The sequence below is a fragment of the Streptomyces sp. TRM68416 genome, assembly GCF_014596915.1.
Classification (GTDB): Bacteria; Actinomycetota; Actinomycetes; order Streptomycetales; family Streptomycetaceae; genus Streptomyces.
The window spans coordinates 242,630-265,258 of the sequence record NZ_JACVWU010000001.1; the positions used below are offsets into that span (position 1 = coordinate 242,630).

At 71.9% G+C, this 22,629-nt stretch carries 21 protein-coding genes and 4 pseudogenes; 8 read left to right on the forward strand and 17 right to left on the reverse strand.

From position 1 onward, the window contains the following. Window positions 1-77: 77 nt before the first annotated feature. From ICC28_RS01030 to ICC28_RS01040, 3 genes are read right to left on the reverse strand one after another with little or no spacing between them, the layout of a single operon-like run. The gene (locus tag ICC28_RS01030) at window positions 78-1,022 is read right to left on the reverse strand and encodes a 3-oxoacyl-ACP reductase (protein WP_188286413.1); all 945 of its coding nucleotides are present in this window, start codon (window positions 1,020-1,022) and stop codon (window positions 78-80) included. An 8-nt stretch (window positions 1,023-1,030) separates the two neighbouring features. Further along, entirely contained in the window at window positions 1,031-2,107 is a 1,077-nt protein-coding gene (locus ICC28_RS01035; RefSeq protein WP_188286414.1) for a Zn-dependent alcohol dehydrogenase, read from the reverse strand. Between the two features lie 30 nt (window positions 2,108-2,137). Then, on the reverse strand, window positions 2,138-2,998 hold the full coding sequence (locus tag ICC28_RS01040; protein WP_188286415.1) for a MaoC/PaaZ C-terminal domain-containing protein: 861 nt from the start codon (window positions 2,996-2,998) through the stop codon (window positions 2,138-2,140). 252 nt (window positions 2,999-3,250) lie between these two features. Between ICC28_RS01040 and ICC28_RS01045 the strand changes: the two are divergent. Continuing rightward, a pseudogene (locus tag ICC28_RS01045) lies at window positions 3,251-3,661 on the forward strand (response regulator); the annotation flags it as partial. 19 nt (window positions 3,662-3,680) lie between these two features. Here ICC28_RS01045 and ICC28_RS01050 read toward each other — a convergent pair. From ICC28_RS01050 to ICC28_RS01060, 3 genes are read right to left on the reverse strand one after another with little or no spacing between them, the layout of a single operon-like run. Continuing rightward, entirely contained in the window at window positions 3,681-4,457 is a 777-nt protein-coding gene (locus tag ICC28_RS01050) for a hypothetical protein (protein ID WP_223188176.1), read from the reverse strand. 29 nt (window positions 4,458-4,486) lie between these two features. Next, window positions 4,487-5,026, reverse strand: coding sequence for a SigE family RNA polymerase sigma factor (locus ICC28_RS01055; protein ID WP_188286417.1), 540 nt, complete (start codon window positions 5,024-5,026; stop codon window positions 4,487-4,489). A 51-nt stretch (window positions 5,027-5,077) separates the two neighbouring features. Beyond that, window positions 5,078-6,505 (reverse strand): MFS transporter, encoded by a 1,428-nt coding sequence (locus ICC28_RS01060; protein ID WP_188286418.1) that lies wholly within the window; start codon window positions 6,503-6,505, stop codon window positions 5,078-5,080. Between the two features lie 143 nt (window positions 6,506-6,648). Here ICC28_RS01060 and ICC28_RS01065 point away from each other — a divergent pair. The 5 genes and pseudogenes from ICC28_RS01065 to ICC28_RS01085 all read left to right on the forward strand — a co-directional run bounded on the left by ICC28_RS01065 (window position 6,649) and on the right by ICC28_RS01085 (window position 12,111). Then, window positions 6,649-8,376, forward strand: a pseudogene (locus ICC28_RS01065) (MFS transporter). Further along, window positions 8,373-9,023: a class I SAM-dependent methyltransferase gene (locus ICC28_RS01070; RefSeq protein WP_188286419.1), complete on the forward strand. Its 651-nt coding sequence runs from the start codon at window positions 8,373-8,375 to the stop codon at window positions 9,021-9,023. Before ICC28_RS01065 ends, ICC28_RS01070 begins: the two are co-directional and overlap by 4 nt. Before the next feature lie 22 nt (window positions 9,024-9,045). Beyond that, entirely contained in the window at window positions 9,046-10,005 is a 960-nt protein-coding gene (locus tag ICC28_RS01075; protein WP_188286420.1) for an N-acetylmuramoyl-L-alanine amidase, read from the forward strand. Window positions 10,006-10,164: 159 nt separating this feature from the next. Beyond that, the gene (locus ICC28_RS01080; RefSeq protein WP_188286421.1) at window positions 10,165-11,007 is read left to right on the forward strand and encodes a DUF5336 domain-containing protein; all 843 of its coding nucleotides are present in this window, start codon (window positions 10,165-10,167) and stop codon (window positions 11,005-11,007) included. 99 nt (window positions 11,008-11,106) lie between these two features. Then, window positions 11,107-12,111 (forward strand): LLM class F420-dependent oxidoreductase, encoded by a 1,005-nt coding sequence (locus tag ICC28_RS01085; protein ID WP_188286422.1) that lies wholly within the window; start codon window positions 11,107-11,109, stop codon window positions 12,109-12,111. A gap of 4 nt (window positions 12,112-12,115) precedes the next feature. Here the strand turns inward: ICC28_RS01085 and ICC28_RS01090 are convergent. After that, window positions 12,116-12,406: pseudogene (locus tag ICC28_RS01090) on the reverse strand (hypothetical protein); the annotation flags it as partial. A gap of 3 nt (window positions 12,407-12,409) precedes the next feature. On the opposite strand from ICC28_RS01090, the pseudogene ICC28_RS01095 reads away from it, so the two are divergent. After that, window positions 12,410-12,607 (forward strand): annotated as a pseudogene (locus ICC28_RS01095) (hypothetical protein); the annotation flags it as partial. A 1-nt stretch (window position 12,608) separates the two neighbouring features. Here the strand turns inward: ICC28_RS01095 and ICC28_RS01100 are convergent. Genes ICC28_RS01100 through ICC28_RS01110 form a run of 3 tightly spaced genes read right to left on the reverse strand, consistent with a single transcriptional unit; the run spans window position 12,609 to window position 15,816 of the window. Beyond that, window positions 12,609-13,679, reverse strand: coding sequence for a prenyltransferase/squalene oxidase repeat-containing protein (locus ICC28_RS01100; RefSeq protein WP_188286423.1), 1,071 nt, complete (start codon window positions 13,677-13,679; stop codon window positions 12,609-12,611). Then, window positions 13,676-14,419: a class I SAM-dependent methyltransferase gene (locus ICC28_RS01105; protein ID WP_188286424.1), complete on the reverse strand. Its 744-nt coding sequence runs from the start codon at window positions 14,417-14,419 to the stop codon at window positions 13,676-13,678. Before ICC28_RS01105 ends, ICC28_RS01100 begins: the two co-directional genes overlap by 4 nt. After that, window positions 14,413-15,816: a glycosyltransferase family 4 protein gene (locus tag ICC28_RS01110; protein ID WP_188286425.1), complete on the reverse strand. Its 1,404-nt coding sequence runs from the start codon at window positions 15,814-15,816 to the stop codon at window positions 14,413-14,415. The genes ICC28_RS01105 and ICC28_RS01110 overlap by 7 nt, the downstream gene beginning before the upstream one ends. 209 nt (window positions 15,817-16,025) lie before the next feature. On the opposite strand from ICC28_RS01110, the gene ICC28_RS01115 reads away from it, so the two are divergent. Then, window positions 16,026-16,649, forward strand: coding sequence for a TetR family transcriptional regulator (locus ICC28_RS01115; RefSeq protein WP_188286426.1), 624 nt, complete (start codon window positions 16,026-16,028; stop codon window positions 16,647-16,649). A 143-nt stretch (window positions 16,650-16,792) separates the two neighbouring features. Here the strand turns inward: ICC28_RS01115 and ICC28_RS01120 are convergent, their stop codons facing one another. The 7 genes from ICC28_RS01120 to ICC28_RS01150 all read right to left on the reverse strand — a co-directional run bounded on the left by ICC28_RS01120 (window position 16,793) and on the right by ICC28_RS01150 (window position 22,491). After that, a complete protein-coding gene (locus ICC28_RS01120) occupies window positions 16,793-17,026 on the reverse strand; it encodes a ferredoxin (protein WP_188286427.1) in 234 nt (77 codons plus the stop codon). Window positions 17,027-17,031: 5 nt separating this feature from the next. Next, a complete protein-coding gene (locus tag ICC28_RS01125; protein ID WP_188286428.1) occupies window positions 17,032-18,489 on the reverse strand; it encodes an aldehyde dehydrogenase in 1,458 nt (485 codons plus the stop codon). A 229-nt stretch (window positions 18,490-18,718) separates the two neighbouring features. Next, window positions 18,719-19,966, reverse strand: a complete 1,248-nt coding sequence (locus tag ICC28_RS01130) for a tyrosine-type recombinase/integrase (RefSeq protein WP_188286429.1) — start codon at window positions 19,964-19,966, stop codon at window positions 18,719-18,721. After that, complete coding sequence (locus tag ICC28_RS01135; protein ID WP_188286430.1) at window positions 19,966-20,163, reverse strand: helix-turn-helix transcriptional regulator; 198 nt, start codon at window positions 20,161-20,163, stop codon at window positions 19,966-19,968. Before ICC28_RS01135 ends, ICC28_RS01130 begins: the two co-directional genes overlap by 1 nt. Beyond that, window positions 20,160-21,551 (reverse strand): replication initiator protein RepSA, encoded by a 1,392-nt coding sequence (gene repSA / locus ICC28_RS01140; protein ID WP_188286431.1) that lies wholly within the window; start codon window positions 21,549-21,551, stop codon window positions 20,160-20,162. Before repSA ends, ICC28_RS01135 begins: the two co-directional genes overlap by 4 nt. Further along, complete coding sequence (locus ICC28_RS01145; protein WP_188286432.1) at window positions 21,548-22,246, reverse strand: DNA cytosine methyltransferase; 699 nt, start codon at window positions 22,244-22,246, stop codon at window positions 21,548-21,550. The genes repSA and ICC28_RS01145 overlap by 4 nt, the downstream gene beginning before the upstream one ends. Next, window positions 22,243-22,491 carry a hypothetical protein gene (locus tag ICC28_RS01150; RefSeq protein ID WP_317453943.1) on the reverse strand — a complete coding sequence of 83 codons (249 nt, stop codon included), beginning with the start codon at window positions 22,489-22,491 and terminating at the stop codon, window positions 22,243-22,245. Before ICC28_RS01150 ends, ICC28_RS01145 begins: the two co-directional genes overlap by 4 nt. Window positions 22,492-22,629: the final 138 nt, after the last annotated feature.

A 22,629-nucleotide genomic window follows, 5' to 3' on the forward strand; every position in this document is an offset into this window, starting at 1 on the left:
AAGCGGCCCTGCTCCTCGCGCGAAGGCGAGGAGCAGGGCCGCTTTTCCGTGTCGATGCCCGCTTCGGCTTCGCGTGCCTACGCCCGCCTGAGCCCCAGCACCTCCGCCGCCGCGAACGTCTCCCCCGCCGGCCGGTCCGCGTAGTGCGGGCCGAGCAGGGCGTCCAGCTCGTCGTAGGTGAAGGTGTCCTGCTTGCTGTCGAACTGGGCCCGCACTCGGGGTCGTTCGACGACCGCCACCATGCCGCCGTGCACGACGAACAGTTGGCCGTTGATGCGCGCGGCGGCGGGCGAGGCCAGATAGCCGACGAGCGGGGCGACATGCTCGGGGGCGAGCGGGTCGAGCCCTCCGTGTGATCCGTCGGCGGGGCGGTCGGGGAACACGTCCTCCGTCATCCGGGTGCGGGCGCGCGGGCAGATGGCGTTCGCCGTCACGCCGTACTTGGCGAGCGCGAGGGCCGTGGAGGTGGTCAGGCCGACGATTCCGCCTTTCGCGGCCGCGTAGTTGGGCTGTCCGGCGGAACCGGCGAGGAACGCCTCCGAGGAGGTGTTCACGATCCTCCCGTACACCGGCCCGCCCGCGGCCTTGGCCCGCTCGCGCCAGTGCGCGGCCGCGAAGCGGATGGTGTTGAAGTGACCCTTGAGGTGGACGCGGATCACCGAGTCCCACTCGCCCTCGGTCATGGAGAAGACCATGCGGTCGCGCAGGATGCCGGCGTTGTTGACCAGGATGTCCAGTCTGCCGAACTCCGACACGGCCGACTCGACGAGTTCGGAGGCCTGTTGGAAGTCCCCGACGTCCCCGGCGTGGGCGAGCGCCCGGCCGCCCGCCGCCCGGATCTCGGCGACGACCTGCTCGGCGGGTCCGGCGGAGGACTCGCCCGAGCCGTCGCGGCCGGACTGTCCGTGGTCGTTGACGACGACGGCCGCGCCGAGCCGGGCCAGCTCCAGCGCCTCGGCCCGGCCGAGCCCGCGTCCGGCGCCGGTGACGATCGCGGTGAGCCCCTCAAGTGGCGTGGTCATGGACGACCTCAGATCTCTATGCACGTGCGCAGCGCTGTGCCCGTGCGCATCTGGTCGAGCGCCTCGTTGATCCCGGTCAGGGGGACCCGGTGGGTGATCAGGCCGTCCAGGTCGATGCGGCCCGCCCGCCACAGGGCGACGGTCCGCTCGTAGGAGCGCAGGACGTCTCCCCCGCCGTACATCGACGGCAGGATCCGCTTCTCGTCGAAGAACAGCTCGAACATGTTGAGTTGCAGGAAGTCGTCCATGGCTCCGGCGCCGACGATGACGAGGGTGCCGCCGCGGCGGGTGTTCTCGTAGGCCGTGCGGGCGGTGGCGGACTTGCCGACCACCTCGAAGACGTAGTCGAAGCCCTCGCCGCCGGTGACCGTCTGTTTGGCGTCCGCCAGTTCCTCGGGCGAGACGGCCCTGGTGGCACCGAACTTGAGCGCGGACTCGCGGCGCGATACGACGGGGTCGACGGCGACGATCTCCGCGGCCCCCTTGAGCCGGGCGCCCTGGATCGCGGAGATGCCGACGCCGCCGCAGCCGATGACCGCGACCGACGAACCGGCCTCCACGTCCGCGGTGTTGAGCGCGGCGCCCAGGCCGGTGGTGACACCGCAGCCGATGAGCGCGGCAATGTCGAAGGGCACGTCGTCGGGGACCGGCACCGCGCAGCCGGCGTCGACGACGACCTCCTCGGCGAAGGTGCCGGTGCCGGCGAAGCCGAACACATCGCCGCCGGGGCGCCTGAAGTTGGGGGTGCCGGCGTTCATGAAACCGGCCAGGCACAGTTGGGTCTGGCCGCGCTTGCAGGCGGGGCAGGCGCCGCAGGCGGGCAGCCAGCACACGACGACCCGGTCGCCGGGCTTGAGGGCGCTGACGCCTTCGCCGACTTCGAGGATCTCCCCCGCGCCCTCGTGGCCGGGCACGAACGGCGTCGGCTGCGGCAGTACGCCGCTCATCGCGGACAGGTCCGAGTGGCACAGCCCGGTGGCGCGCACCCGGACCCTGACCCGGCCGGGGCCGAAGCCCACCGCCTCGACGTCGTCGAGGACCTCCAGCTTGTCCTGGCCGGTCTCCTGCAGTACGGCTGCGCGCATGGTGCGGCTCCCCTCGGACGTCGGTCTGGCTCAGGAGTGTTGGACGACGGTGTCGGTGAGGACGGGTGCGTCGTCCCTCTCGACGGCGCTGACGGCTGCCCGGACCTCGGTGCCGGAGGTCCGCCACAGCCGGATGCGCAGGGTCTCGCCCGGGTACACGACCCCGGCGAACCGCGTGGTGTAGGAGCGCACCCGGCCCACCTCGCCGTCGAGCAGGGTGTCGACGACGGCCTTCAGGGTCATGCCGTAGGTGCACAGTCCGTGCAGGATGGGCCGGTCGAAGCCGGCCTTCGCGGCGAACTCGGGGTCGGCGTGCAGCGGGTTCCAGTCGCCGGACAGCCGGTAGAGCAGGGCCTGGTCCTCACGGACGGGCCGCTCGACGGTCTTGTCCGGCTCGCCCGTCGGCGGTTCCGGGCGGGCGGACGGGCCCCGGTCGCCGCCCCAGCCGCCTTCTCCGCGTACGAAGATCTGGGCGTCGTTGGTCCACAACGGCCCGTCCGCGTCGGCGACTTCGGTGCGCAGGACGAGGACGGCGGCCTTGCCCTTGTCGTAGACGGCGGCGACGCGGGAGGTGGCGGTCGCCGTGCCCTCGGTGGGGAGGGGGCGGTGGATCTCCAGGCTCTGGCCGCCGTGCAGGACGCGGGCGAGGTCGACCTCGATGCCGGGCATGGACAGGCCACTGATCACGCCGGGGGATCCGGCGCCGGCGACGGTGGCGAAGCTGGGCAGGACGTGCAGCCGGGACTCCAGGGTGTAGCGCAGCTCGTGCGGGTCGGTCGCCGGGGTGCCCGCGCCGATGCCGAGGTGGTAGAGCTGCACGTCCTTGGAGGTCCAGGTGATCTCGCCGGTCCGGGGTGCGGCCGCGAGGGCCTTGGCTGCGTCGATGGGCATGGGGCTCCTGACGGGGCGGGGGCGGGGGCAGGGGCAGGACAGGGGGGCCGAGACCCCGGTGCGGCCGTCCGCACCGTCGGTCGCACCAGGGTCGTCACGGGGCCGCGGAACCCGCCCGTTCTAGAACGCGTTCCAGTACGGCGACCCTCTGTATAGCCCAGCCCGGATGACTTGTGAAGACTCCTGACGGCATGTCAGAAATGTGGACGGGCGGACCCCGACCACCGGACCTACGCTTGCCCCGTGAACGAGATGCCCCGGGACCACCGGCCCGCCAAGTCCATCAGGGTGCTGCTCGCCGGGGACCGAGCGATGACGCACGGAACGCTCGCGGTCCTGCTGGGGATGGAGCCGGACCTCCAGGTCGTGGCACGCGTGGGGACGAGGGAGGCGATCGTGGACGCCGCGCTCACCCACCGGCCGGACGTCGCCCTCCTCGACGTCGACTCCCTGGACGCCGCCGCCGAGCTGCGCGAGCAGGCGCCCGACTGCCGGGTACTGGTCCTGGCCACCTCCGCCCGGCCCGGTCACCTGCGCCGGGCCATGGCGGCGGGGGCCGCGGGCTTCCTGGTGAAGGACGGCCCCGTGGCCGAGCTGACCGCCGCGATCCGCCGGGTGCTGACCGGGGAGACGGTGATCGATCCGGCGCTGGCGCCGCCCGCCGCAGAAGGTTCGTGAGCGCCTACCGCGTCACCTCCGCGTTCCGGAACTCCGTCCCCTTGGGCGCCAGGCAGACGAACCAGTCGAAGGGGGAGCCCTCGGCAGGCCGGATCGCCAGATGGTCCGTGCCGGTCACCGTGCCGGCCGGGTCCCTCTGCACCACGGTCCGCGTGCCGTCCTTCCAGGCGCAGCCGACACGCTGGGCGCTCTTGGCGACGCTGCCGATGGCAAGGCGGACGGGCCCGTCCTCGCGGGGCTCCAGCGTGACCGCACCGCCGACGAGGTCCCTCCCGGAGTGGGTCTCCGACTCGGGAACCGTGTTCTCCATCACCGTCGTCTGCTCGTCGCCGTAGCGGCGGTGCACGAAGTACGTGATCCTGCCGATCAGCTCCGAGGGCACCTTGGCCTCCGGGGGGTGCTGGCCGAAGTCCGCCATCGCATTCCACACGGTGTCCGCCTCCGCCTCGTTGCGCGGCGCCGGCCACACGTCCACCATCACCCTCCACCCCTTCCCGTCCTCCGTCCCGGTCGCCAGTGTGGTGCGCTCCGGAAACGACAGGTTCCGCCGCTCCGGCGAAGGCTCGGTGGCCACTTGTCCCGGCTCCCCGCCGCCCGGCAGCCCCGCCACCGCCACCGCCCCGCTCGTCCCCGCGATCACCAGTGCCGTGGCCGTCGCCACCGCCCAGCGGCGGGCCCTGCGGCGGCGGCCGCCTCTCAGGACGGCCTGGGTGGGGGCTATGCCGATCTCGACCTCGTCCGCGGCGTCGGCCAGCAGGAGGGCGATGTCCCTGTGTGTCATGTCGACGTCTGTCTCCCGGTCCGCGCTCATCACTTCCGCCCTCCGTGTGTCACCGTCTCGGCCAGACCCGGTATGGCGCGCAGTTTCGCGATCCCCTTGGCCGCGTTGCTCTTCACCGTGCCGACGGAACAGCCCATCGCCTCCGCCGCCTGGGCCTCGGTGAGGTCCTCCCAGTAGCGCAGGACCACCGCCTCCCGCTGGCGGGGCGGGAGTTGGGCCAGGGCCGTCAGCAGGACGCCCCGGTCGTCGGCCTGGGCGATGCGGTCACCGGCGTCGGCCACCTCCCGCACCAGGCCCGAGTCGTCCTTGGGCGCCAGGAACTCCTTGAGCCGTCTGCGGTGCTTGCGCGCATGCGCGTTGATCATCACGCGCCGTACGTACGCGTCCGGTTCGTCGGCAGCGCCGACCTTGCGCCAGGCCACGTAGACCTGTTCCAGCGTCGACTGGACCAGGTCCTCCGCGGCGTGCTGCTCCCCCGTGAGGAGAAATGCCGTGCGCATCAGCCGCGGCCAGCGGCCGGTGACGAAGTGCTGGAACTCCTCGTCCCGAGCCCGTGTCCGTTCCCCCATGGGCACCTCCTAGATGAAAGAAGGAGTCCACGAGCCGCCCGAACCGTTGCCTCACTCCGCAGGAATTCTCCGCGGCAGCCACACCAGCATCAGCACCACCCCCGCCACCAGCACCCCGGTCCCCACCCGGAACACCAGCGCGTACCCCTCGGTCAGCGCCTGCGGCGTCGGGCTTCCCCCGGTCCGCGACGCCGCGACGGTCGACATGGCGGCGAGTCCGAGCGAGCCGCCCATGGTGCGGGAGGTGTTGACCAGGCCGGACAGCAGGCCCGCCTCCTGCGGGGGCGCTCCCGCCGTGGCGAGGGCGGCCAGCGGGGTCGCCGTCAGGCCCGCGCCCAGCATCATCAGGATCCCCGGGAACAGGATCGCCGTGAGATAGCCGCCGTCCGCCGTCATCGTCGACTGCCAGCCGAAGCCGACGGCCGCCACCAGGGTGCCGAGCGCCGCCAGCCGACGGGCCCCGAGCAGCGGCATGAACCGGGGCGCGAGCTTGGAGCCGACGACGACGGCCAGCGAGCTCGGCACCAGGGCGAGCCCGGCCTCCGTCGGCGTGTAGCCGAGCACGTTCTGGGCGTACAGGGTCATGAAGAACCACATGCAGAACATCGCGGACCCGCACAGGAACATCGCCACGTTCGCCGAGGCCACCGGCCGCCGCGCGAGCAGTCCGAGCGGCATCAGCGGCGCCGCCGTACGCGCCTCCACCGCGACGAAGCCCGCCAGCAGCAGGAGCCCGGCGCCCAGCGGCACCAGCGCGGCCGCGGCCGTCCACCCCTCGGCCTCGCTCTGCGAGATGCCGTAGGCGAGGGTCGCGAGACCCGCCGTGACCAGCACCGCGCCCGGCAGATCGAGCCTGCGCCGGTCCCCGTTCCGGCTCTCGGCCAGGTAACGGGCCGCCCCGAACAGGACTACGGCGCCGATGGGCACGTTGATCAGCAGCACCCACCGCCAGGACAGCAGGTCGACCAGTACGCCGCCGACGAAGCCGCCGGCCGCGCCGCCGCCCGCGCCCACGGCGGTCCAGGTGGCGATGGCCCGCGCCCGGGCGGCGCCCTCCGGCACGGCCGAGGTGAGGATGGTCAGCGTGGACGGCGCCAGCACGGCGGCGCCCAGACCCTGCACGGCCCGCGCGAGCAGCAGCTGCCAGTCGTCCTGGGCCAGTCCGCCGCCCAGCGAGGCCAGCGTGAACAGGCCGAGCCCGACCAGGAACATGCGCTTGCGCCCGTAGAGGTCACCGGCCCGGCCGCCCAGCAGCATGAACCCGGCGAAGGCGATCGCGTAGGCGTTCACCACCCACTGCAGCCCCTGCTCGCTCAGGCCGAGGCCGGTGCGCATGGACGGCAGGGCCACGTTCACGACGGACACGTCGAGCACGACCAGGAACTGCCCGGCGCAGGCGAGCGCCACCACCAGCCAGGTGGGCGGCGCGGTACGGCGGGGCAGATCGGTGGTGTCGGCGGCTCGCAGCATGCCTGTCATGCTCTCAACCGCCGGACGCTCCTGGCATCGGAATTTGGGACTAGGCCGGCCGCCTAGGCCCGTTGTTCAAGACCAGGTCAAGAAATAGTTAGCTGGCCAAAGCATCGGAATAGTTGCCCCGGCGCACCGAGTTCAAGTTGCACATGACACGAACGACCACCGACCGGCCCGCCCTCGTCCCCGTCCTCGCCTTCGCGGGCATCGTGGTCGCGGTGATGCAGACCCTGCTCGTCCCGGTCATCAAGGACCTGCCGCGGCTGCTGGACACCTCCCCCTCCAACGCCACCTGGGTCCTCACCTCCACCCTGCTCTCCGGCGCCGTGGCCACCCCGATCATGGGCCGCCTCGGCGACCTGTACGGCAAGCGGCGCATGCTGGTCCTCAGCCTCGCCGTGATGGTGGTCGGCGCGCTGGTCAGCGCCGTCACCAGCGCACTGCTCCCGATGATCACCGGCCGTACGCTCCAGGGCTTCGCGATGGGTGCCATCCCGCTGGGCATCGGCCTGATGCGCGACTTGCTGCCCCGCGAGCGGCTCGGCTCGGCGATGGCCCTGATGAGCTCCTCGATCGGCGTCGGCGGCGGACTCGCGCTGCCCGCGGCGGCCCTGGTCGCCCAGCACACCGACTGGCACGCCCTCTTCTACGGCGCGGCCGGCCTCGGCGTCCTCGCCATCGCCCTCACCCTCCTCGTCGTACCGGAGTCCGAGACCCGCGCCGAGGGCTCCTTCGACCTGCCCGGCGCGCTCGGCCTCTCCGCCGGCCTGGTCCTCTTCCTCCTGCCCATCACCAAGGGCAGCGACTGGGGCTGGACCTCGGCCACCACGCTCGGCCTGTTCGCCGCCTCCGCCGCGGTCCTGCTCCTCTGGGGCCTGTACGAGCTGCGCGTCGCCGCCCCGCTGGTCGACCTGCGCACCACGGCGCGCCCCGCCGTCCTCTTCACCAACCTCGCCTCGATCATGGTCGGCGTCTCCTTCTACGTCGTCTCCCTGGTCCTCCCCCAGCTCCTCCAGCTGCCCACCGCCACCGGCTACGGCCTCGGCCAGTCGATGGTCACCGCCGGTCTGCTCGTCGCGCCGCTCGGCCTGACGATGATGCTCACGGCACCCGTCTACGCCCGCCTGTCGGCGAAGTACGGCCCCAAGTCCACCCTGATCCTCGGCCTGCTGATCATCGCCATCGGCTACGGCGCCGGCCTCGGCCTGATGAGCGCCGCCTGGCAGAGCCTGGTCATCGCGGTGCTGCTCGGTGCGGGCATCGGGCTGGCGTACTCCTCGCTGCCCGCCCTGATCGTCGGCGCGGTCCCGGCCTCGGAGACGGGCGCGGCCAACGGCCTCAACACCCTGATGCGGTCCATCGGTACGTCCGTCTCCAGCGCCGTCGTCGGCATGGTGCTGGCCAACACGGCGAACACCGTGAACGGCGTGGCGATCCCGACCATGCACGGCTTCCGCGTCTCCTTCCTCATCGCCACGGCCGCGGTCGCCGTGGGCCTGGTCCTGGCCCTGTTCCTGCCCGGCCGCCGCCCGTCCGCCCACCTCCAGTTGCGCGCCAGCAGCGAGGAGGACGCCCACCTGGTCCGCGCGTAAGCGCTCCGCTGGAAGTGCGGCGATGGAGCGTCAGTCGTCTGCGGCGTCGCGGTGGCTGGTCGCGCAGTTCCCCGCGCCCCTTCACGGCCCGCTGACGGCCACGGCCCGCACGCCTCCTCCGCGACCCACGCGGGCGACGACGGTGCGGTCGACACGGACCTCACCCTCCCGGCCACCAGGCCCACCCCGGCCCGACCCCACCCCCCCGGTCGCCCGGCGGACCGGGGGTGTGGTGCACCATGGGGCGCCGACACGTCCGTACGACCGGAAGGCCCCGCTCCATGACACCGGCCCCCAAGCCCGAGATCCTGGCCGCGTTCGAGGCGGCGAAGGGGTTCATGCCGGCCGGTGAGGGGCTGGCCCTGTACGCGGCGGCCGTGGAGGCGGGCAGGCTGGGCCTGCCTCTCCTGGAGGTCGGTACCTACTGCGGCCGTTCCACGATCCTGCTCGCCGACGCGGCCCGCGCCGCCGGCGTGACGGTCCTCACCGTCGACCACCACCGCGGCAGCGAGGAGCAGCAGCCGGGCTGGGAGTACCACGACCCGGAGACGGTCGACCCCGAGTTGGGCCTGATGGACACGCTGCCCACCTTCCGGCGCACCCTGCACCGGGCGGGCCTGGAGGAGCACGTCATCGCCCTCGTCGGCCGTTCCCCGCAGGTGGCGCGGATCTGGGGCGCCCCGCTCGGCCTGGTCTTCGTCGACGGCGGCCACACCGACGAGCACGCCACCGCCGACTACGAGGGCTGGGCCCCCCATGTGGCGCCGGGCGGCCTGCTCGTCATCCACGACGTCTTCCCGGACCCGGTGGACGAGTTCACCGGCCAGGCCCCGTACCGCATCTACCGCAGGGCCCTCGCGTCCGGCGCCTTCACCGAGGTCTCCGCGACCGACTCACTGCGCGTCCTGCGGCGAACGGGGCCGGGGGTCTGAGGCCCCGGTTAGAGTCGCAGACGTGTCGTACACAGGCCCCGACCTCGATCCGCCCCGCCGCCCCAGGCGCCGCCCCCTGACCGTGGCGCTCGCCGCGCTCGTGCCGGGCGCGCTGCTCGGATGGGGGGTGTACGCGGCGACCGGCGGCCCGGGTGACGGGTCCGGGCCGGAGACGGCGGCGGTGCGAACGCCGTCGGACACCACGGCGAGCACCCCGCCGGCCACGTCCGCCACGCCCCCCACGTCCGCCCCGGCCGACGACGAGAAGACCGGCCCGAGCCCCACGGCCTCCGCCCCGGCCGCCGCCGGTCCGCTCAAGGGCAAGGTCGTCGTCATCGACCCCGGCCACAACCCCAGCAACTTCCAGCACACCGCCGAGATCAACCGCAAGGTGAACATCGGCACCGCCTGGAAGGAGTGCGACACCACCGGCACGGCCACGAACTCCGGTGACACCGAGGCCGCGTTCACCCTGGACGTCGCCCACCGCCTGCGCGCGCTGCTGGAGGAGCAGGGCGCCACGGTGAAGCTGACCCAGGACGGCGACCGCGCCTACGGCCCCTGCATCGACGAGCGGGCCCGGATCGGCAACGAGGCGAACGCCGACGCGGTCGTCTCGGTGCACGCCGACGGCTCGGGCGCCGGCAACCGCGGCTTCCACGTCATCCTCCCCGGCCCGGTCAACTCCGGCGCCGCCGACACCCGCCCGATCGTCGCCCCCTCCCGCGACCTCGGCGAGCGCATCGCGGGCAGCTTCGTCCGCGTCACCGGCAGCGCCCCCTCCAACTACGTCGGCGACGGCACCGGCCTCGTCACGCGGAAGGATCTCGGCGGTCTCAATCTGTCAACGGTTCCCAAGGTGTTCATCGAGTGCGGCAACATGCGCGATACGAAGGACGCGGCACTGCTCACCAGCGGTGCGTGGCGGCAGAAAGCGGCGCGAGGGATCTCTGAGGGAATCGTGAGTTTCCTGCGCGGGTAGCGATCAGCGCGCGGATCCCGGCGGACACCCTGTCGGGGCGGACGATAGTGTCGTCCCTACGATGAGGGGCCACCCCCGCGCTTCGCACCGGGGCCTGACGGCGACACGGTGACAGCGGCGCCTCCCACGATGACGAGACGACCTACGAAGGACCTTGAAGTGAATATCCGCTCCCTCACTAGAGGCGACGGCGTGGTGATCGGAGCAGCGGTGTTGCTCTTCATCGCGTCGTTCCTCGATCTGTACTCGATCGATGATGTTCCCGACAGCTTCGACCTCCCCAACCTGTGGGAGAGCGGGCCGGTCCTGTTCGGGGTCGTCCTGGCGGGCATCATCGGCGCCGCGCTCGTTGTCATCGCTCGGGGTATGCCGCAGGTTCCGAAGGTCGCCGGGCTCGACCTCGGCCAGTTCGGTGTCGCCTTCACGGTGTTCGCCGCGTGGTGCGCCCTGGGCAACATCTTCGACGTGCCCGGCGGCTTCGACAACTTCGGCGGCTCGAACGACGGTGCCCCCACCGCCGGTATGGGCCTGATCCTCGCGCTGGTCGCCACCCTGCTCATGGCGGCCGCCGCCGTGGCCACCCCGCTGGTCCCCGCCCTCCAGGCCGGTCTCCTCCCGGCCGCGCGCCCCGCCGCCCCCCAGCCCTACGGCGGTCAGCCGCAGGGCGGTTACGGCTACCCGGGCGCCCAGCAGCCGCAGCCGGGCCAGCCGCAGCCGTACGGTGGTCAGCCGCAGGCCGGGCAGCCGTTCGGCGGGCAGCCGCAGCCGGGGCAGCCGCAGGCGCCCGCGCCGCAGCCGGCCGGGGACTTCTCCCCGTTCTGGTTCGCCGTTCCGGTGCCGCGTCCGCTGTTCGCGGAGGACGGTTCGCCGACGCCGATCGCCGAACTGGCGCCGGGCACCTGGTACCTGGCCGTGGAGCAGCGCGGCGCGCAGCTCGTCGCGCAGACGCAGGACGGGCGTCGCGGTGTGCTCCAGGACACGAGCGGCATCCAGCGCGGCTGACCCCGCCTGGGAGTCACGGCCCCTCGCCCTTCCGGGCGGGGGGCCGTTGTCGTACAGTCACAGCCCCCCCGTTAACTGACGTACCGTCAGGAGGCAGGTATGCGGCTCGGTCTCGCGCTCGGCTACTGGGGCCGCGGCCCCAACCCCGGCCATCTGCCGCTGGCCCGGGAGGCGGAGCGGCTCGGGTACGACTCGGTGTGGACGGCCGAGAGCTGGGGCTCGGACGCCTTCACCCCGCTCACCTGGATCGCCGCGCACACCTCACGGATCAGGCTCGGTACGGCGGTCGCGCAGATGGCCGCCCGGTCGCCGACCACGACCGCCATGCACGCCCTCACCCTCGACCACCTCTCCGGCGGGCGCGTGCTGCTGGGCCTCGGGCTGTCCGGGCCGCAGGTGGTGGAGGGCTGGTACGGCCGCCCGTTCCCGAAGTCGCCGCTGACCGCGACGCGGGAGTACGTCGACGTCGTGCGGCAGGTGCTCCGGCGGGAGGCGCCCGTCGCGCTGGACGGCCGCTTCCACCCCCTGCCCTACGACGGGCCGGACGCCACCGGCCTCGGCAAACCCCTCAAGTCCATCACCCACCCCCTCCGCGCCGACCTCCCCGTCCTCCTCGGCGCCGAGGGCCCGAAGAACGTCGCCCAGACCACCCGTATCGCCGACGGCTGGCTGCCGTTGTACTGGTCCCCCACCCGCCCGGACGCGTACGCGCTCCCCGACCTCCCGCCCGGGTTCCTCGTCGCCCCGATGGCCCAGGTGCGGGTCTGCGACGACGTCACCGAGGGGCTCCTGCCGGTGAAGGCCATGCTCGGCTTCTACATCGGCGGCATGGGCCACGCGTCCCGCAACTTCCACGCCGACCTGATGGCCCGCATGGGCTACGAGGAGGAGGCCCGCCGTATCCAGCGCCTGTTCCTCGAAGGCCGCCGCGAGGAGGCGGTGCTCGCCGTGCCGGACGCCTTCGCCGACGAGATCTCCCTCGTCGGCCCGCGCGAACGCATCGCGGAACGGCTGGAGTTGTGGCGCAAGGGCCCGGTGACGGACCTGCTGGCCCTGGCCCCGGACCCGCCCACCCTCCGGGTGCTGGCCGAGCTGAACTCATAGCGCCCTACGGCGCCCGCATCAGACGCAGATCCTCACCCCAGGCGTCCAGCACCGCACCGTGCCCGGCCCGCCGGGCCACCGCCTCGACCCGGACGAAGAGCCGCCGCTGCGCGCTCACGTCGCCCGTGCCCGCGATGTGACCCACGGCGTCGAGCAGCGCGGCGGTGTCCCAGCCGGGCAGCGGGAACCGGGCCAACTCCCACTCCAGGTACTTGTTGTAGGGGCGGGGCCGGCGGTCCAGGGCGAAGAGCGTCTCCAGCAGGAACCCGATGGCGTCGGCGGCGTCGAGCCGGGCCGGGACTTCGTGCGGTTCATCCATGACGCGGCCCGCCGGCCGGCGGGCTGGTCCCACGATCACGGGGGTGCGGGGGTGTCTTCCGCAGAACGCAGCACGTTCGACGAGGAGTGGGCGCGGGTCGTGGCCGGGTACGGGTCGGCGGCCGTGGTGCACCTGTTCGTCGGGCACGCCATCACGGACCGGGTGCACCGCCACTGAGTCAGTCGCAGCAGTCGGGGTCCAGGCCGGTCGGCAGGTGCTCTCCGCCGAACACCTGGCACGTCGCCTCGTGGCCGCCCAGCGCGGCGACGGCCAGCAGCACCGACCCCGCCGTCCAGGTGGTCAGCTCGCGCGGCCAGATCGCGTCGTCCTCGAAGACGTATCCCGTCCAGTACAGCCCGCTCTCCGGGTCCCGCAGGTGCTGGATGGACTGGAGGATCTCCAGCGCCCGGTCGGACTCGCCCACCGCCCACAGGGCCAGGGCGAGTTCGGCCGACTCCCCGCCCGTCACCCACGGGTTGGGGACGACGCAGCGCACGCCGAGGCCGGGGACGACGAAGGCGTCCCAGGACTCCTCGATCCGCGCCTTCGCCTCGGCGCCGGTGAGCGCTCCGCCGAGCACCGGGTAGTACCAGTCCATCGAGTAGCGGTCCTTGTCCAGGAACCGCTCGGGGTGCCGCCGGATCGCGTGCCGCAGGGCGCCCGCCGCCAACTCCCAGTCCGGCTGCGGCTCTTCGCGCTGCTCGGCGATGGCGAGCGCGCACCGCAGCGCGTGGTGGATCGAGGACGACCCGGTCAGCAGCGCGTCCGCCGTCGCCGTACCGTCGTCGTCCTGCCGCCAGCCGATCTGCCCGCCGGGCTGCTGGAGCCGCAGCACGAACTCGGTCGCCGCGTACACGGTCGGCCACATCCGGTCCAGGAACACGTCGTCCCCGGTGGACAGGTAGTGGTGCCACACGCCCACGGCCGCGTAGGCGACGAAGTTCGTCTCCCGGCCCCGGTCGGTGACGTCGTCGAACGCGCCGTCCCGGTACGCCGCGTACCAGGAGCCGTCCTCGTTCTGGTGCCGGGCCAGCCAGTCGTAGGCCCGCTCGGCGGCGTCGTGCTCGCCGGCCGCGTCCAGGCCCATGGCGGCCTCGACGTGGTCCCACGGGTCGAGGTGGTGGCCCCGGAACCACGGGATCGCGCCGTCCTCGCGCTGCACGGCGAGCAGTCCGGCGACGGTGGCGGCGGCCTGCTCGGCGGTGAGGACCCCGGGCAGGACGAGGTGTTCCGTCCGCGGGGTGGTCACCGGGCGTCCGCCTCGGGGAGCTTGGGCAGGTGGGGCTTGGTCGCGTAGGCCACGAAGCTCTTGCCGATCAGCGGGTTCAGGGCCTGCTCGGCGACCCGGGTGGCCAGCGGCTTCTTCATGATGTCCCAGACCAGCAGCTTGTGGTACGCCCGCACCGGCAGCGCCTTGTCGTTGTCGACGCCGAACGCGCACTTCAGCCACCAGTACGGGGAGTGCAGCGCGTGGGCGTGGTGCGTGCCGTACGGCTTGAGGCCGGCCTCGCGGATCTTCGCGAGCAGTTCGTCCGCCTTGTAGATGCGGATGTGGCCGCCCTCGACCTCGTGGTAGGCGTCGGACAGCGTCCAGCACACCTTCTCGGGGCCGTAGCGGGGGACGGTGATGGCGATCCGGCCGCCGGGCCTGAGCACGCGGACCATCTCGGCGAGGACGCCCTTGTCGTCCGGGATGTGCTCCATGACCTCGGAGATGATCACGACGTCGAAGGACTCGTCGGGGAACGGCAGGGCCAGGGCGTCGCCCTCCATCGCGGTGGCCGTGGCGCCCTCGGGGGCCTCGCCGGCCTCCTTCATCGCCGCGAACCACTTGGCGACCTCGCGGATCTCCTCGCCGTTCTGGTCGAGGGCCACGACCTGGGCGCCGCGCCGGTAGCACTCGAAGGCGTGCCGGCCGGCTCCGCAGCCGAGATCGAGGACTCGGTCGCCCGGGGCGAGCGGGAACCGGGAGAAGTCGACGGTCAGCACGTGGCCCTGCTTTCGCGATCGGATACATCGGGTTCAACGTCAACAACTTCTGGAGCACCCGCGGCGGCGGGCGCGCCCCCCGTAGGAGCCGCGGCCGCGCCTCCCGTCGAACGGGCGACGGCCTCGCGGTAGTGGGCCACCGTGCCCTCCGCCGCCCGCGCCCAGGTGAAGTGCCGCAGGACCCGCTCGCGCCCGGCGGAGCCCAGTCGCAGCCGCAGGTCCGGGTCGCCGAGGAGCCGACTCAGGCCGGCGGCCAGCGCGCCCGCGTCCCCCGGCGGGACCGCCAGGCACGTCTCCCCGTCCCGCCCGGCGACCTCCGGGATCGCCCCGCCGGTCGTGGCGAGCAGCGGCGTTCCCGTGGCCATGGCCTCGGCGGCGGGGAGGGAGAAGCCCTCGTAGAGGGAGGGCACGCAGGCGACCTCGGCCGAGCGGATCAGGTCGACGAGTTCGCCGTCGGAGATGCCCTTGACGAAGCGGACGGCGCCTTCGAGGCCGTAGCGCTCGACGGTCTGGGCGACCGGGCCCTCGGTGGGCCGCTTGCCGACGACGACGAGGTGGGCGTCGGGGTGCTCGGTGCGCGTCTTGGCGAGGGCCTCGACGAGGAAGACCAGGCCCTTGAGCGGCACGTCCGCGCTGGAGGTCGTCACGATCCGGCCCGGCACCACCGGCACCGACGGATCCGGCTTGAACAGGTCCGTGTCGGCGCCGATGTGGACGACGTGGACGCGGTCCTCGCGGACGCCGAGGTGGTCGACGATCTCCGCGCGCGAGGTGCCGGAGACGGTGAGCACGGAGGGCAGCCGCCGGGCGACGCGCTTCTGCATCCGGGTGAAGGCGTACCAGCGGCGTACGGAGTAGCCGCGCCGCCATCCCTCGGCGGCGTCCAGCTCCAACTGCCGGTCCACGGTGATGGGGTGGTGGATGGTGGTGACCAGGGGGGCGCCGATGTCGCCCAACAGGCCGTAGCCGAGGGTCTGGTTGTCGTGCACGACGTCGAACCGGCCGCGCAGGGCGCGCAGATGGCGGCGGGCGCGCAGCGAGAAGGTGAGCGGTTCGGGGAAGCCGCCGGTCCACATCGTCGCCACTTCGAGGGCGTCGATCCAGTCGCGGTACTCGTCCCTCTTCGGGGTGCGGAAGGGGTCGGGCGAGCGGTACAGGTCGAGGCTGGGCAACTCGACCAGCGGGACCCCTTCGTCGAGCACGGGGTAGGGCTGGGCGCCGATGACCTCGACCCGGTGGCCGAGGCGGGCCAGCTCGCGGGAGAGGTGGCGGACGTAGACGCCCTGGCCGCCGCAGAACGGGTTCCCTTTGTAGGTGAGAAGCGCGATGTCGAGCGGTCGCCCGCCGTCCGCGGCGGGGCCCTCGGGGGAACCCGCCTGACTGGCCTCAGCGGTCACTCCGGGCCCCCTTCTCCCTGCACTGTCCCGCGAGATTACGCCGGGACGCTAATCTAGAACAAGTTACAGACTTGATCGTTCAAGAGGCTCTGAATCTACCGGCAGGTAGCGGCGCTGGGAGCGGTGGATCGGGTGATTCACGCCACGGCCGAGGCCTGGCATGCTCTGTGTGATCACCAGGCCTCACCGACTGTCACGGAACGGGATCCATGCCTGCGGAAGCAAGTAGCGCACGCCCCGCCACTCCGCCGCTCACCGAGCGGCAGGAGGCGCGCCGCCGCCGCATCCTGCACGCGAGCGCGCAGCTCGCCAGCCGGGGTGGTTTCGACGCCGTGCAGATGCGCGAGGTGGCCGAGTCCTCCCAGGTGGCCCTCGGTACGCTCTACCGCTACTTCCCGTCCAAGATCCATCTGCTGGTCGCCACGATGCAGGACCAGCTGGAGCACATGCACGGCACGCTGCGCAAGAAGCCGCCAGCCGGGGACACGGCCGCGCAGCGGGTGGCGGAGACGCTGATGCGGGCCTTCCGGGCACTGCAGCGCGAGCCGCACCTCGCGGACGCCATGGTCCGCGCCCTGACCTTCGCGGACCGCAGCGTCTCCCCCGAGGTGGACCAGGTATCCCGGCAGACGACCGCGATCATCCTGGACGCGATGGGCCAGGAGAACCCGACACCGCAGCAGCTCTCCGCGGTCCGCGTCATCGAGCACACCTGGCACTCGGCGCTGATCACCTGGTTGTCGGGGCGGGCCTCGATCGCCCAGGTGAAGATCGACATCGAGACGGTGTGCCGCCTGATCGACCTGACGGCCCCCGAGGGCCGGGACATGTGAAGGACCTACGAGACGGGTTTCCGGACCGTCGACGTCGACATCGACGTCGGCATCGGCATCGGCATCGGCATCGGCATCGGCATCGGCATGCTGGGATTTCTCCGGACAAAATCCGGATAGACCGGAACGGATCGAGACGAAGGCTATTCCTCCGGCGGGAACACCGGTTCCCCGCTCCCCAGCAGACTGATCACGATCGCCTCCACGGGGCAGTTCTCCGCCGCCGCCAGGATCCGCTCGTTCGCGTCGGTCTCCGCCTCGACCGGGTGGGACTGCCGGCCGGTGTCGAGGCGGAAGCCGTCGGGGGCGTGGTGGACGCACTGGGCCGAGCCGATGCACACCGACCGGTCGACCTTGACGTGCCAGCGGTCTCCCATCCTCCCTACCCTTCCCAGCCCGCCGGGAGATGGATCATCTTGTGCTCCAGGTACTCGCCGTACCCCTCCGGCCCGAACTCCCGCCCCAGCCCGGAGTCCTTGTAGCCGCCGAACGGGCCGAGCATGTCGAGGCTGAAGGTGTTGACCGAGTAGGTGCCGGTACGGACCCGGCGGGCGACCTCGATGCCGCGCTCGACGTCGGCCGTCCACACGCTGCCGCTGAGCCCGTAGTCGGAGTCGTTGGCGATCTTCACGGCCTCGGTCTCGTCGCCGTAGGGCAGCAGGCAGATGACCGGGCCGAAGATCTCCTCGCGGGCGATCCGCATGGAGTTGTCGACGTCGCCGAAGAGGGTCGGTTCGACGTACCAGCCCTTCTCCAGGCCCGGCGGGCGTCCGCCGCCCGTGAGGATCTTCGCGCCCTCCTCCTGGCCGATGCGGATGTAGTCGAGGTTCCTGCGCTGCTGGCGCCGCGCCACCAGCGGGCCGACCTGCGTCGCCGGGTCCAGCGGGTCGCCGACCACCAGGGCGCCCGCCGCCGCGGCGAAGGCCTCGGCGAACTCGTCGTAGCGCGAGCGCGGCAGCAGGATGCGCGTCTGGGCCACGCACGCCTGTCCGTTGTTCATCCAGGCGGCCGGTACGACCCCGGCGACCGTCGACTCGACGTCCGCGTCCGGCAGGACGACCGCGGCCGACTTGCCGCCCAACTCCAGCGTCACCCGGGTGAGATGGCGGGCGGCCACCTCCATGACCCGCTTCCCCGCCGCCACCGACCCGGTGAAGGAGACCTTGTCGACACCCGGGTGCCCGACCAGGTACTCGCTGACCTCACGGTCCGCCGGGAGGATCGACAGCACGCCCTCGGGCAGCCCCGCGTCCTGCGCGATCTCGGCGAGCAGGTAGGCGTCCAGCGGCGACTCGGGGGACGGCTTGAGCACGACCGTGCAGCCGGTGAGCAGCGCGGGCGCGAGCTTGGCGGCGGCGATGAACTGCGGGACGTTCCAGGGCACTACGGCCGCCACGACCCCGACCGGCTCGCGGCGCACGAGGATCTTCCCGAGGACTCCGTCGCGCTGCTCCTCGTAGGTGAAGTTCCGTGCGACCGTGATCGCCGCGTCCCACACCATCATCGCGCCGAGCGCCTGGGCGAGGACGCTCCAGGAGTACGGGGAGCCGTTCTCGGCGGAGATGACGCGGGCGATCTCCTCGTGGCGGGCGAGGATGCCGTCCTTGATGCGGGTGACGACCTCGATGCGCTCGTCGAGGCTCGCGTGCGGCCAGGGCCCCTCGTCGAACGCCCGGCGCGCCGCCGCGACCGCCCGGTCCACGTCCGCGGGCGAGGCGTGCGGGACGCGCCCGATGACCTCCTCGGTGTGCGGGGAGATCACCTCGATGACGTCCGTGCCGAGGGGGTCGGTCAACTCCCCGCCGATGAACAGCTGTCCGTGTTCCACGAGCTCGGTCATGCCCGACGCCTCCTGCGGAGCTGGAGCGGGTTTCTTGATCTGCCTGGTTCTGCTTGGTTCCTGGTTCTACTTGGTTCCTGGCCCTGCTTGGTTCCTGTCGCCGCTTTGGTTTCTGACGTTGTTTCAGAACTGATACCAGTTCTAGTTAAAGTAGTCCACGGATGGGACGAGAATGCCCCTGACCAGCGGTTTCCCGGTGATCAGGGGCAGGCTCAGCACGCGTGGGCCGTCAGGGGGCCGTCGGGGGCTTTCGGGCCGTGCGGTACATCGCGTCGACAGCCTTCCGCGTGCGCGTCTCGCTGGTCGGCATGAGGTGGGTGTAGGTCCGGAGCGTGAAGCCGGCGTCCGCGTGACCGAGGTACGCGCTCAGGGCCTTGATGCTCTCCCCCGCGTCGAGGAGAACCGAGGCGTAGAAGTGCCGCAGCGCGTGCATGCCGTCTTCGCGGGCTTCCTTGTACCGCTCCCCCGGTCCGGGCTTGGGGATCACTCCCGCAGCGGCAAGGGCAGGCTTCCAGGCGTGCGCGTTGAAGGCGTTGCGCCAGACTGCCCCGCCCTCAACGCCTGTGAAGTACAACAGCTTGGTCACCGGCTCTCCGTCGGGGCGCATCCACGGAAGCGTGACCTCTGCCGGTGGGAAGGCCGTCATGTGTTCTGCGAGCGCGAAGGCGACCGAGTCCGGCAACGGCACGTCACGGAGCTTGCCGTTCTTCGGCGGAGCGAAGACCAACTTCCGGTCCACGATCTTGACCTGTTGGGTCACGTGCAGGATCCCGGACAACGGGTCCGCCTCGTCAACGGGCAGCCCGAAGATCTCCCCTTGCCGAAGGCCGCAGCCGGCGCCGACGTCGACCATCACCCGGAACCGGTCAGGCAGCCCCCGCCGCACAGTGAACACACGGTCAGCAGACCAAGGAGTGACACGCCCCGGCGAGGGCTTCGGACGCCGGACCGAGCCCGCTCGGCAGGGATTGCGCGCGAGACGGCCGTCATCAACGGCGGCTGAGAGCACCGCCGATACGTTTCCGAAGATCACGCGCCGAGACGAGCCGGCGCTTCCCGCATCCTCCAGCTTGCGCACCCAGGCCCGAATGTCAGACGGCTGGAGCGAGGAGAGCGGACGATTTCCGAGGTACGGGAAGGCATGCAGCCGAAGGCGACGCTCCGTGTGCTCACGAGTCGTCGGGTCGGTTGTCTGCCCCGTCAGCCACTCGGTGGCGTACTGCTGAAACGTGACCTTCCCGGCCACGGGGTCGACGTACTGACCGCGCGACATGTCGGACTCGATGTTGGTGAGCCACGTCTCGGCAAGCCGCTTCTTGCCATCGGGGAAGCTCTTGGACTTCTCACTCCCGTCGGGGGCGACGTAGCGCGCGCGGTAGCGCATACCGGTTCCATGGCGCTCGGTCTTGACCTTGGCCGACTTGCCGTTAGGCCCGGTCTCGGTCTTGTACCAGCGGTCTTGGATGTGTCCGGCCATCAGGCAGCCCCTTCCGTCCGGGACTCGACCCAGGCCCGTACGACCTCGGGGTCGAAGCGGAGGTAGCGGCCGACGCGGAAGCCTCGCGGCCCGATGCCCTTGCGGCGCCACTGGTAGACGGTCTCGACGCTGGGCAGGCGGAACAGGGTCACGAGATCTTCCGGCATCAGGTACTTATCAGGCAGCGATCCCTTCATGCGGCCACCTCCCGCTCGTCCAGGTCTGCGAGGGCTTCACGGGCGGCCTCGCGGTTGAGTTGGATCTCGCGGCGGATGTTGGCGGCGAGCCAGGATTCGCCGGGGGTGTGGCCGTGGCCGGCGTAGGCCCAATGGGCGAGGGTCAGCGTGGTCGCCTCGGTCTCGTCGTCGGGGTCGGGCAGGCCGAGGGCCTCGCGTTGCTGCTGCGCGCGGTAGTCGGCGCGGACCTGGCGCAGCGCGCCCAGGGTGGTGGAGTAGCGGCGGGACTTGGTGGAGAAGTGGCCCCGGAAGCCGAGCATGTGAGCCCAGTCCAGGAGCTTGCGATCCGGATAGAGGGAGTGCAGGTCCAAGCACGCTTCGATGAGCCGGCGGGGGTGATCCGGGACGCCCAGCAGGATCAGGGCTTCCTTGTTGCCGACCCGGCGGTCCACCGTGCCCGTGGTCTCCGCTGCCTTGGTGGCGTACTTGGCCACGTAGGAGGCGACGGCCTGTTCGGTGATCTCCTCGCCGTGACCGAAGGCGCCGATCGGCTGTACGTCAAGCTGGGTGCCCCAGCGCAGAACGCGGGCCGGTTGGTCCCTGGCCGGGGGGACGTCGACCGCGACACGGGCGGCGGCGGCACGGATGGCGTCGGTGAGCAGGTCGAGGGTGGCCCAGGCCGGCGGGGGTGAGTCGGGCCCGTCCGGTCCGTCGAAGCGGATCACGGCATGGAAGTGCACGGCCCCGCGCTTCTGGTACTCGGCGACCTTGCCGAAGGAGACGCGGGACTGTTCCCGGGCGTCCTTCTGCGTGAGCCCGGCTCTCTTGGCGATCTCGCGGCGCAGGTAGATCGTGAAGTAGCGCCACAGCTCGGAGGCGTGGTTGTTCCACAGCACCGCGCCCGCGTAGTCGTAGGAGGCGGGGTCGAGCGGGGTGCCGAGTTCGGGGGCGTCCTCGCGGTGCTTCTGGCCGCAGCGGCAGGGCCGGTTGCCGGGGCGGTTGTGGACGGGGCCGAAGCTCGGTGCGGTGAGGGTGGCGAAGACGCGGGGGTGGTCCCGGATCGTGTGCGGGGTGCCCTTGTCCGGGTCTCCGACCAGGCCGGCGCGGATGAGGTGGTAGGTGTCGCCGGCGTAGGTCCAGGCGCACGAGGGGCAGCGGGAGGCACGCCGGTTACCGCAGGCCAGGCGGAGCCGGCCGCCGGGTTCGGTGTCGGTGCTGTAGGCGTGCAGGATCTGTCCGGTGGCCCGGTCGCGGGTGACGGTCGAGCCGGTGAGGTGGATCGGGTCGGAGCAGCCGCCGGTGCGGCGGATCTGTTCCTGGATGCGGTCGAAGCCGGGAGACCCGGCCAGCCTCAGCACGTCGGTGAGGGTGGCCGGGTCCAGGCCCGCCAGGGTGGCGGTGTCGGTCACGCGAACACCTCCTGACGGGAGGTCAGGAAGGCCGTGCCGATCCACTTGGTGTAGGCGGGCGGGATCGCCTCGGTCAGCTCCTCGGGGACGTCGGTCCAGGTGATGCCCATGGCGGCCTGCATCTCCGGCACGGTGGCCTTGCCGCCGCCATCGCCGTACGCGGCCACATAGGGGCCGTCACGGTAGACGCCGTGGCGCCAGCCACGCACGTAGCCCCGATGCCGGGGGTGGGCCGGCTGCACGGCACCCCAGCCGCCGAGTTCGAAGTTGCGGTGGCGCAGCACGCCGAGGCCGAACATCTCACCGCACAGGGTCAGGTCTTTGCGGATCTCGGCACGACCGTTGGGCTGTTCGATCACATACGGCAGGCCCGTTCGGTCGAGCAGGGCCCGGGTGGGGGCGACGAGGTCGGTGTGCGTGCCGCCCCAGCCTTGAGAGGCGTTGGTGCCCACGGTCAGGGCGCATCCGGCCTGACAGGGCGGGGAGGCGTGCACGAGCGTGTACCGGTCGATCTCGCCGGTGGTGATCAGGTGGACGAGGTATGCGAGGGCGTCACCCCGGTGGTACGGGAACGGGTAGCGGGGACGGTCAACGATGTCGCAGCCGTCGACCGCGAACCCAGCGCGGTGGTAGCCCATCCCAGCCCCGCCGGCGCAGGAGAACAGGTCGAGAACTCGGCCCACTACGGCGGTCATCGGGCACCCCCCTTGCGCTTCTTCGCGCTGGGGATGTCGGAGTGGAAGCGACTGGTACCGAGGTCATGCCCCTTGTGCTCGAACCGGGGGGCGTTCGGGTTGCGGTCGTTCCACGCTTCCGCGCACACCTTGTGGACGGGTTCGCCAGCGTGGGAGCGCAGCGGGGTGGGCTTGCCGCACTGCGTGCAGCGGCAGTTCTCTCCGTGTTCGAAGTGCTCGCCGGAGCGCCAGTTCAGAAGTCCCACGGCCGTCACCTCCCGGCCTGAGCAGAGGTGACGGGGAGGGACCGGCCGGTGCCCTGGCAGGCGTGACAGACGACGCGGAGCAAGACGCGGGAGCCGTCGCGGCGGCGGTCGCTGATAGCGATCGAGACGACCGAGAAG

Coding starts and splice junctions, on each gene's coding strand:
- ICC28_RS01055 (WP_188286417.1), bottom strand. CDS start 5,026: ATGGGGGAACGGACACGGGCTCGGGACGAGGAGTTCCAGCACTTCGTC.
- ICC28_RS01115 (WP_188286426.1), top strand. CDS start 16,026: ATGCCTGCGGAAGCAAGTAGCGCACGCCCCGCCACTCCGCCGCTCACC.
- ICC28_RS01130 (WP_188286429.1), bottom strand. CDS start 19,966: ATGGCCGGACACATCCAAGACCGCTGGTACAAGACCGAGACCGGGCCT.
- ICC28_RS01040 (WP_188286415.1), bottom strand. CDS start 2,998: ATGCCCATCGACGCAGCCAAGGCCCTCGCGGCCGCACCCCGGACCGGC.
- ICC28_RS01035 (WP_188286414.1), bottom strand. CDS start 2,107: ATGCGCGCAGCCGTACTGCAGGAGACCGGCCAGGACAAGCTGGAGGTC.
- ICC28_RS01070 (WP_188286419.1), top strand. CDS start 8,373: ATGACACCGGCCCCCAAGCCCGAGATCCTGGCCGCGTTCGAGGCGGCG.
- ICC28_RS01125 (WP_188286428.1), bottom strand. CDS start 18,489: ATGACCGAGCTCGTGGAACACGGACAGCTGTTCATCGGCGGGGAGTTG.
- ICC28_RS01060 (WP_188286418.1), bottom strand. CDS start 6,505: ATGACAGGCATGCTGCGAGCCGCCGACACCACCGATCTGCCCCGCCGT.
- ICC28_RS01145 (WP_188286432.1), bottom strand. CDS start 22,246: ATGACCGCCGTAGTGGGCCGAGTTCTCGACCTGTTCTCCTGCGCCGGC.
- ICC28_RS01030 (WP_188286413.1), bottom strand. CDS start 1,022: ATGACCACGCCACTTGAGGGGCTCACCGCGATCGTCACCGGCGCCGGA.
- ICC28_RS01085 (WP_188286422.1), top strand. CDS start 11,107: ATGCGGCTCGGTCTCGCGCTCGGCTACTGGGGCCGCGGCCCCAACCCC.
- ICC28_RS01050 (WP_223188176.1), bottom strand. CDS start 4,457: ATGACACACAGGGACATCGCCCTCCTGCTGGCCGACGCCGCGGACGAG.
- ICC28_RS01135 (WP_188286430.1), bottom strand. CDS start 20,163: ATGAAGGGATCGCTGCCTGATAAGTACCTGATGCCGGAAGATCTCGTG.
- ICC28_RS01120 (WP_188286427.1), bottom strand. CDS start 17,026: ATGGGAGACCGCTGGCACGTCAAGGTCGACCGGTCGGTGTGCATCGGC.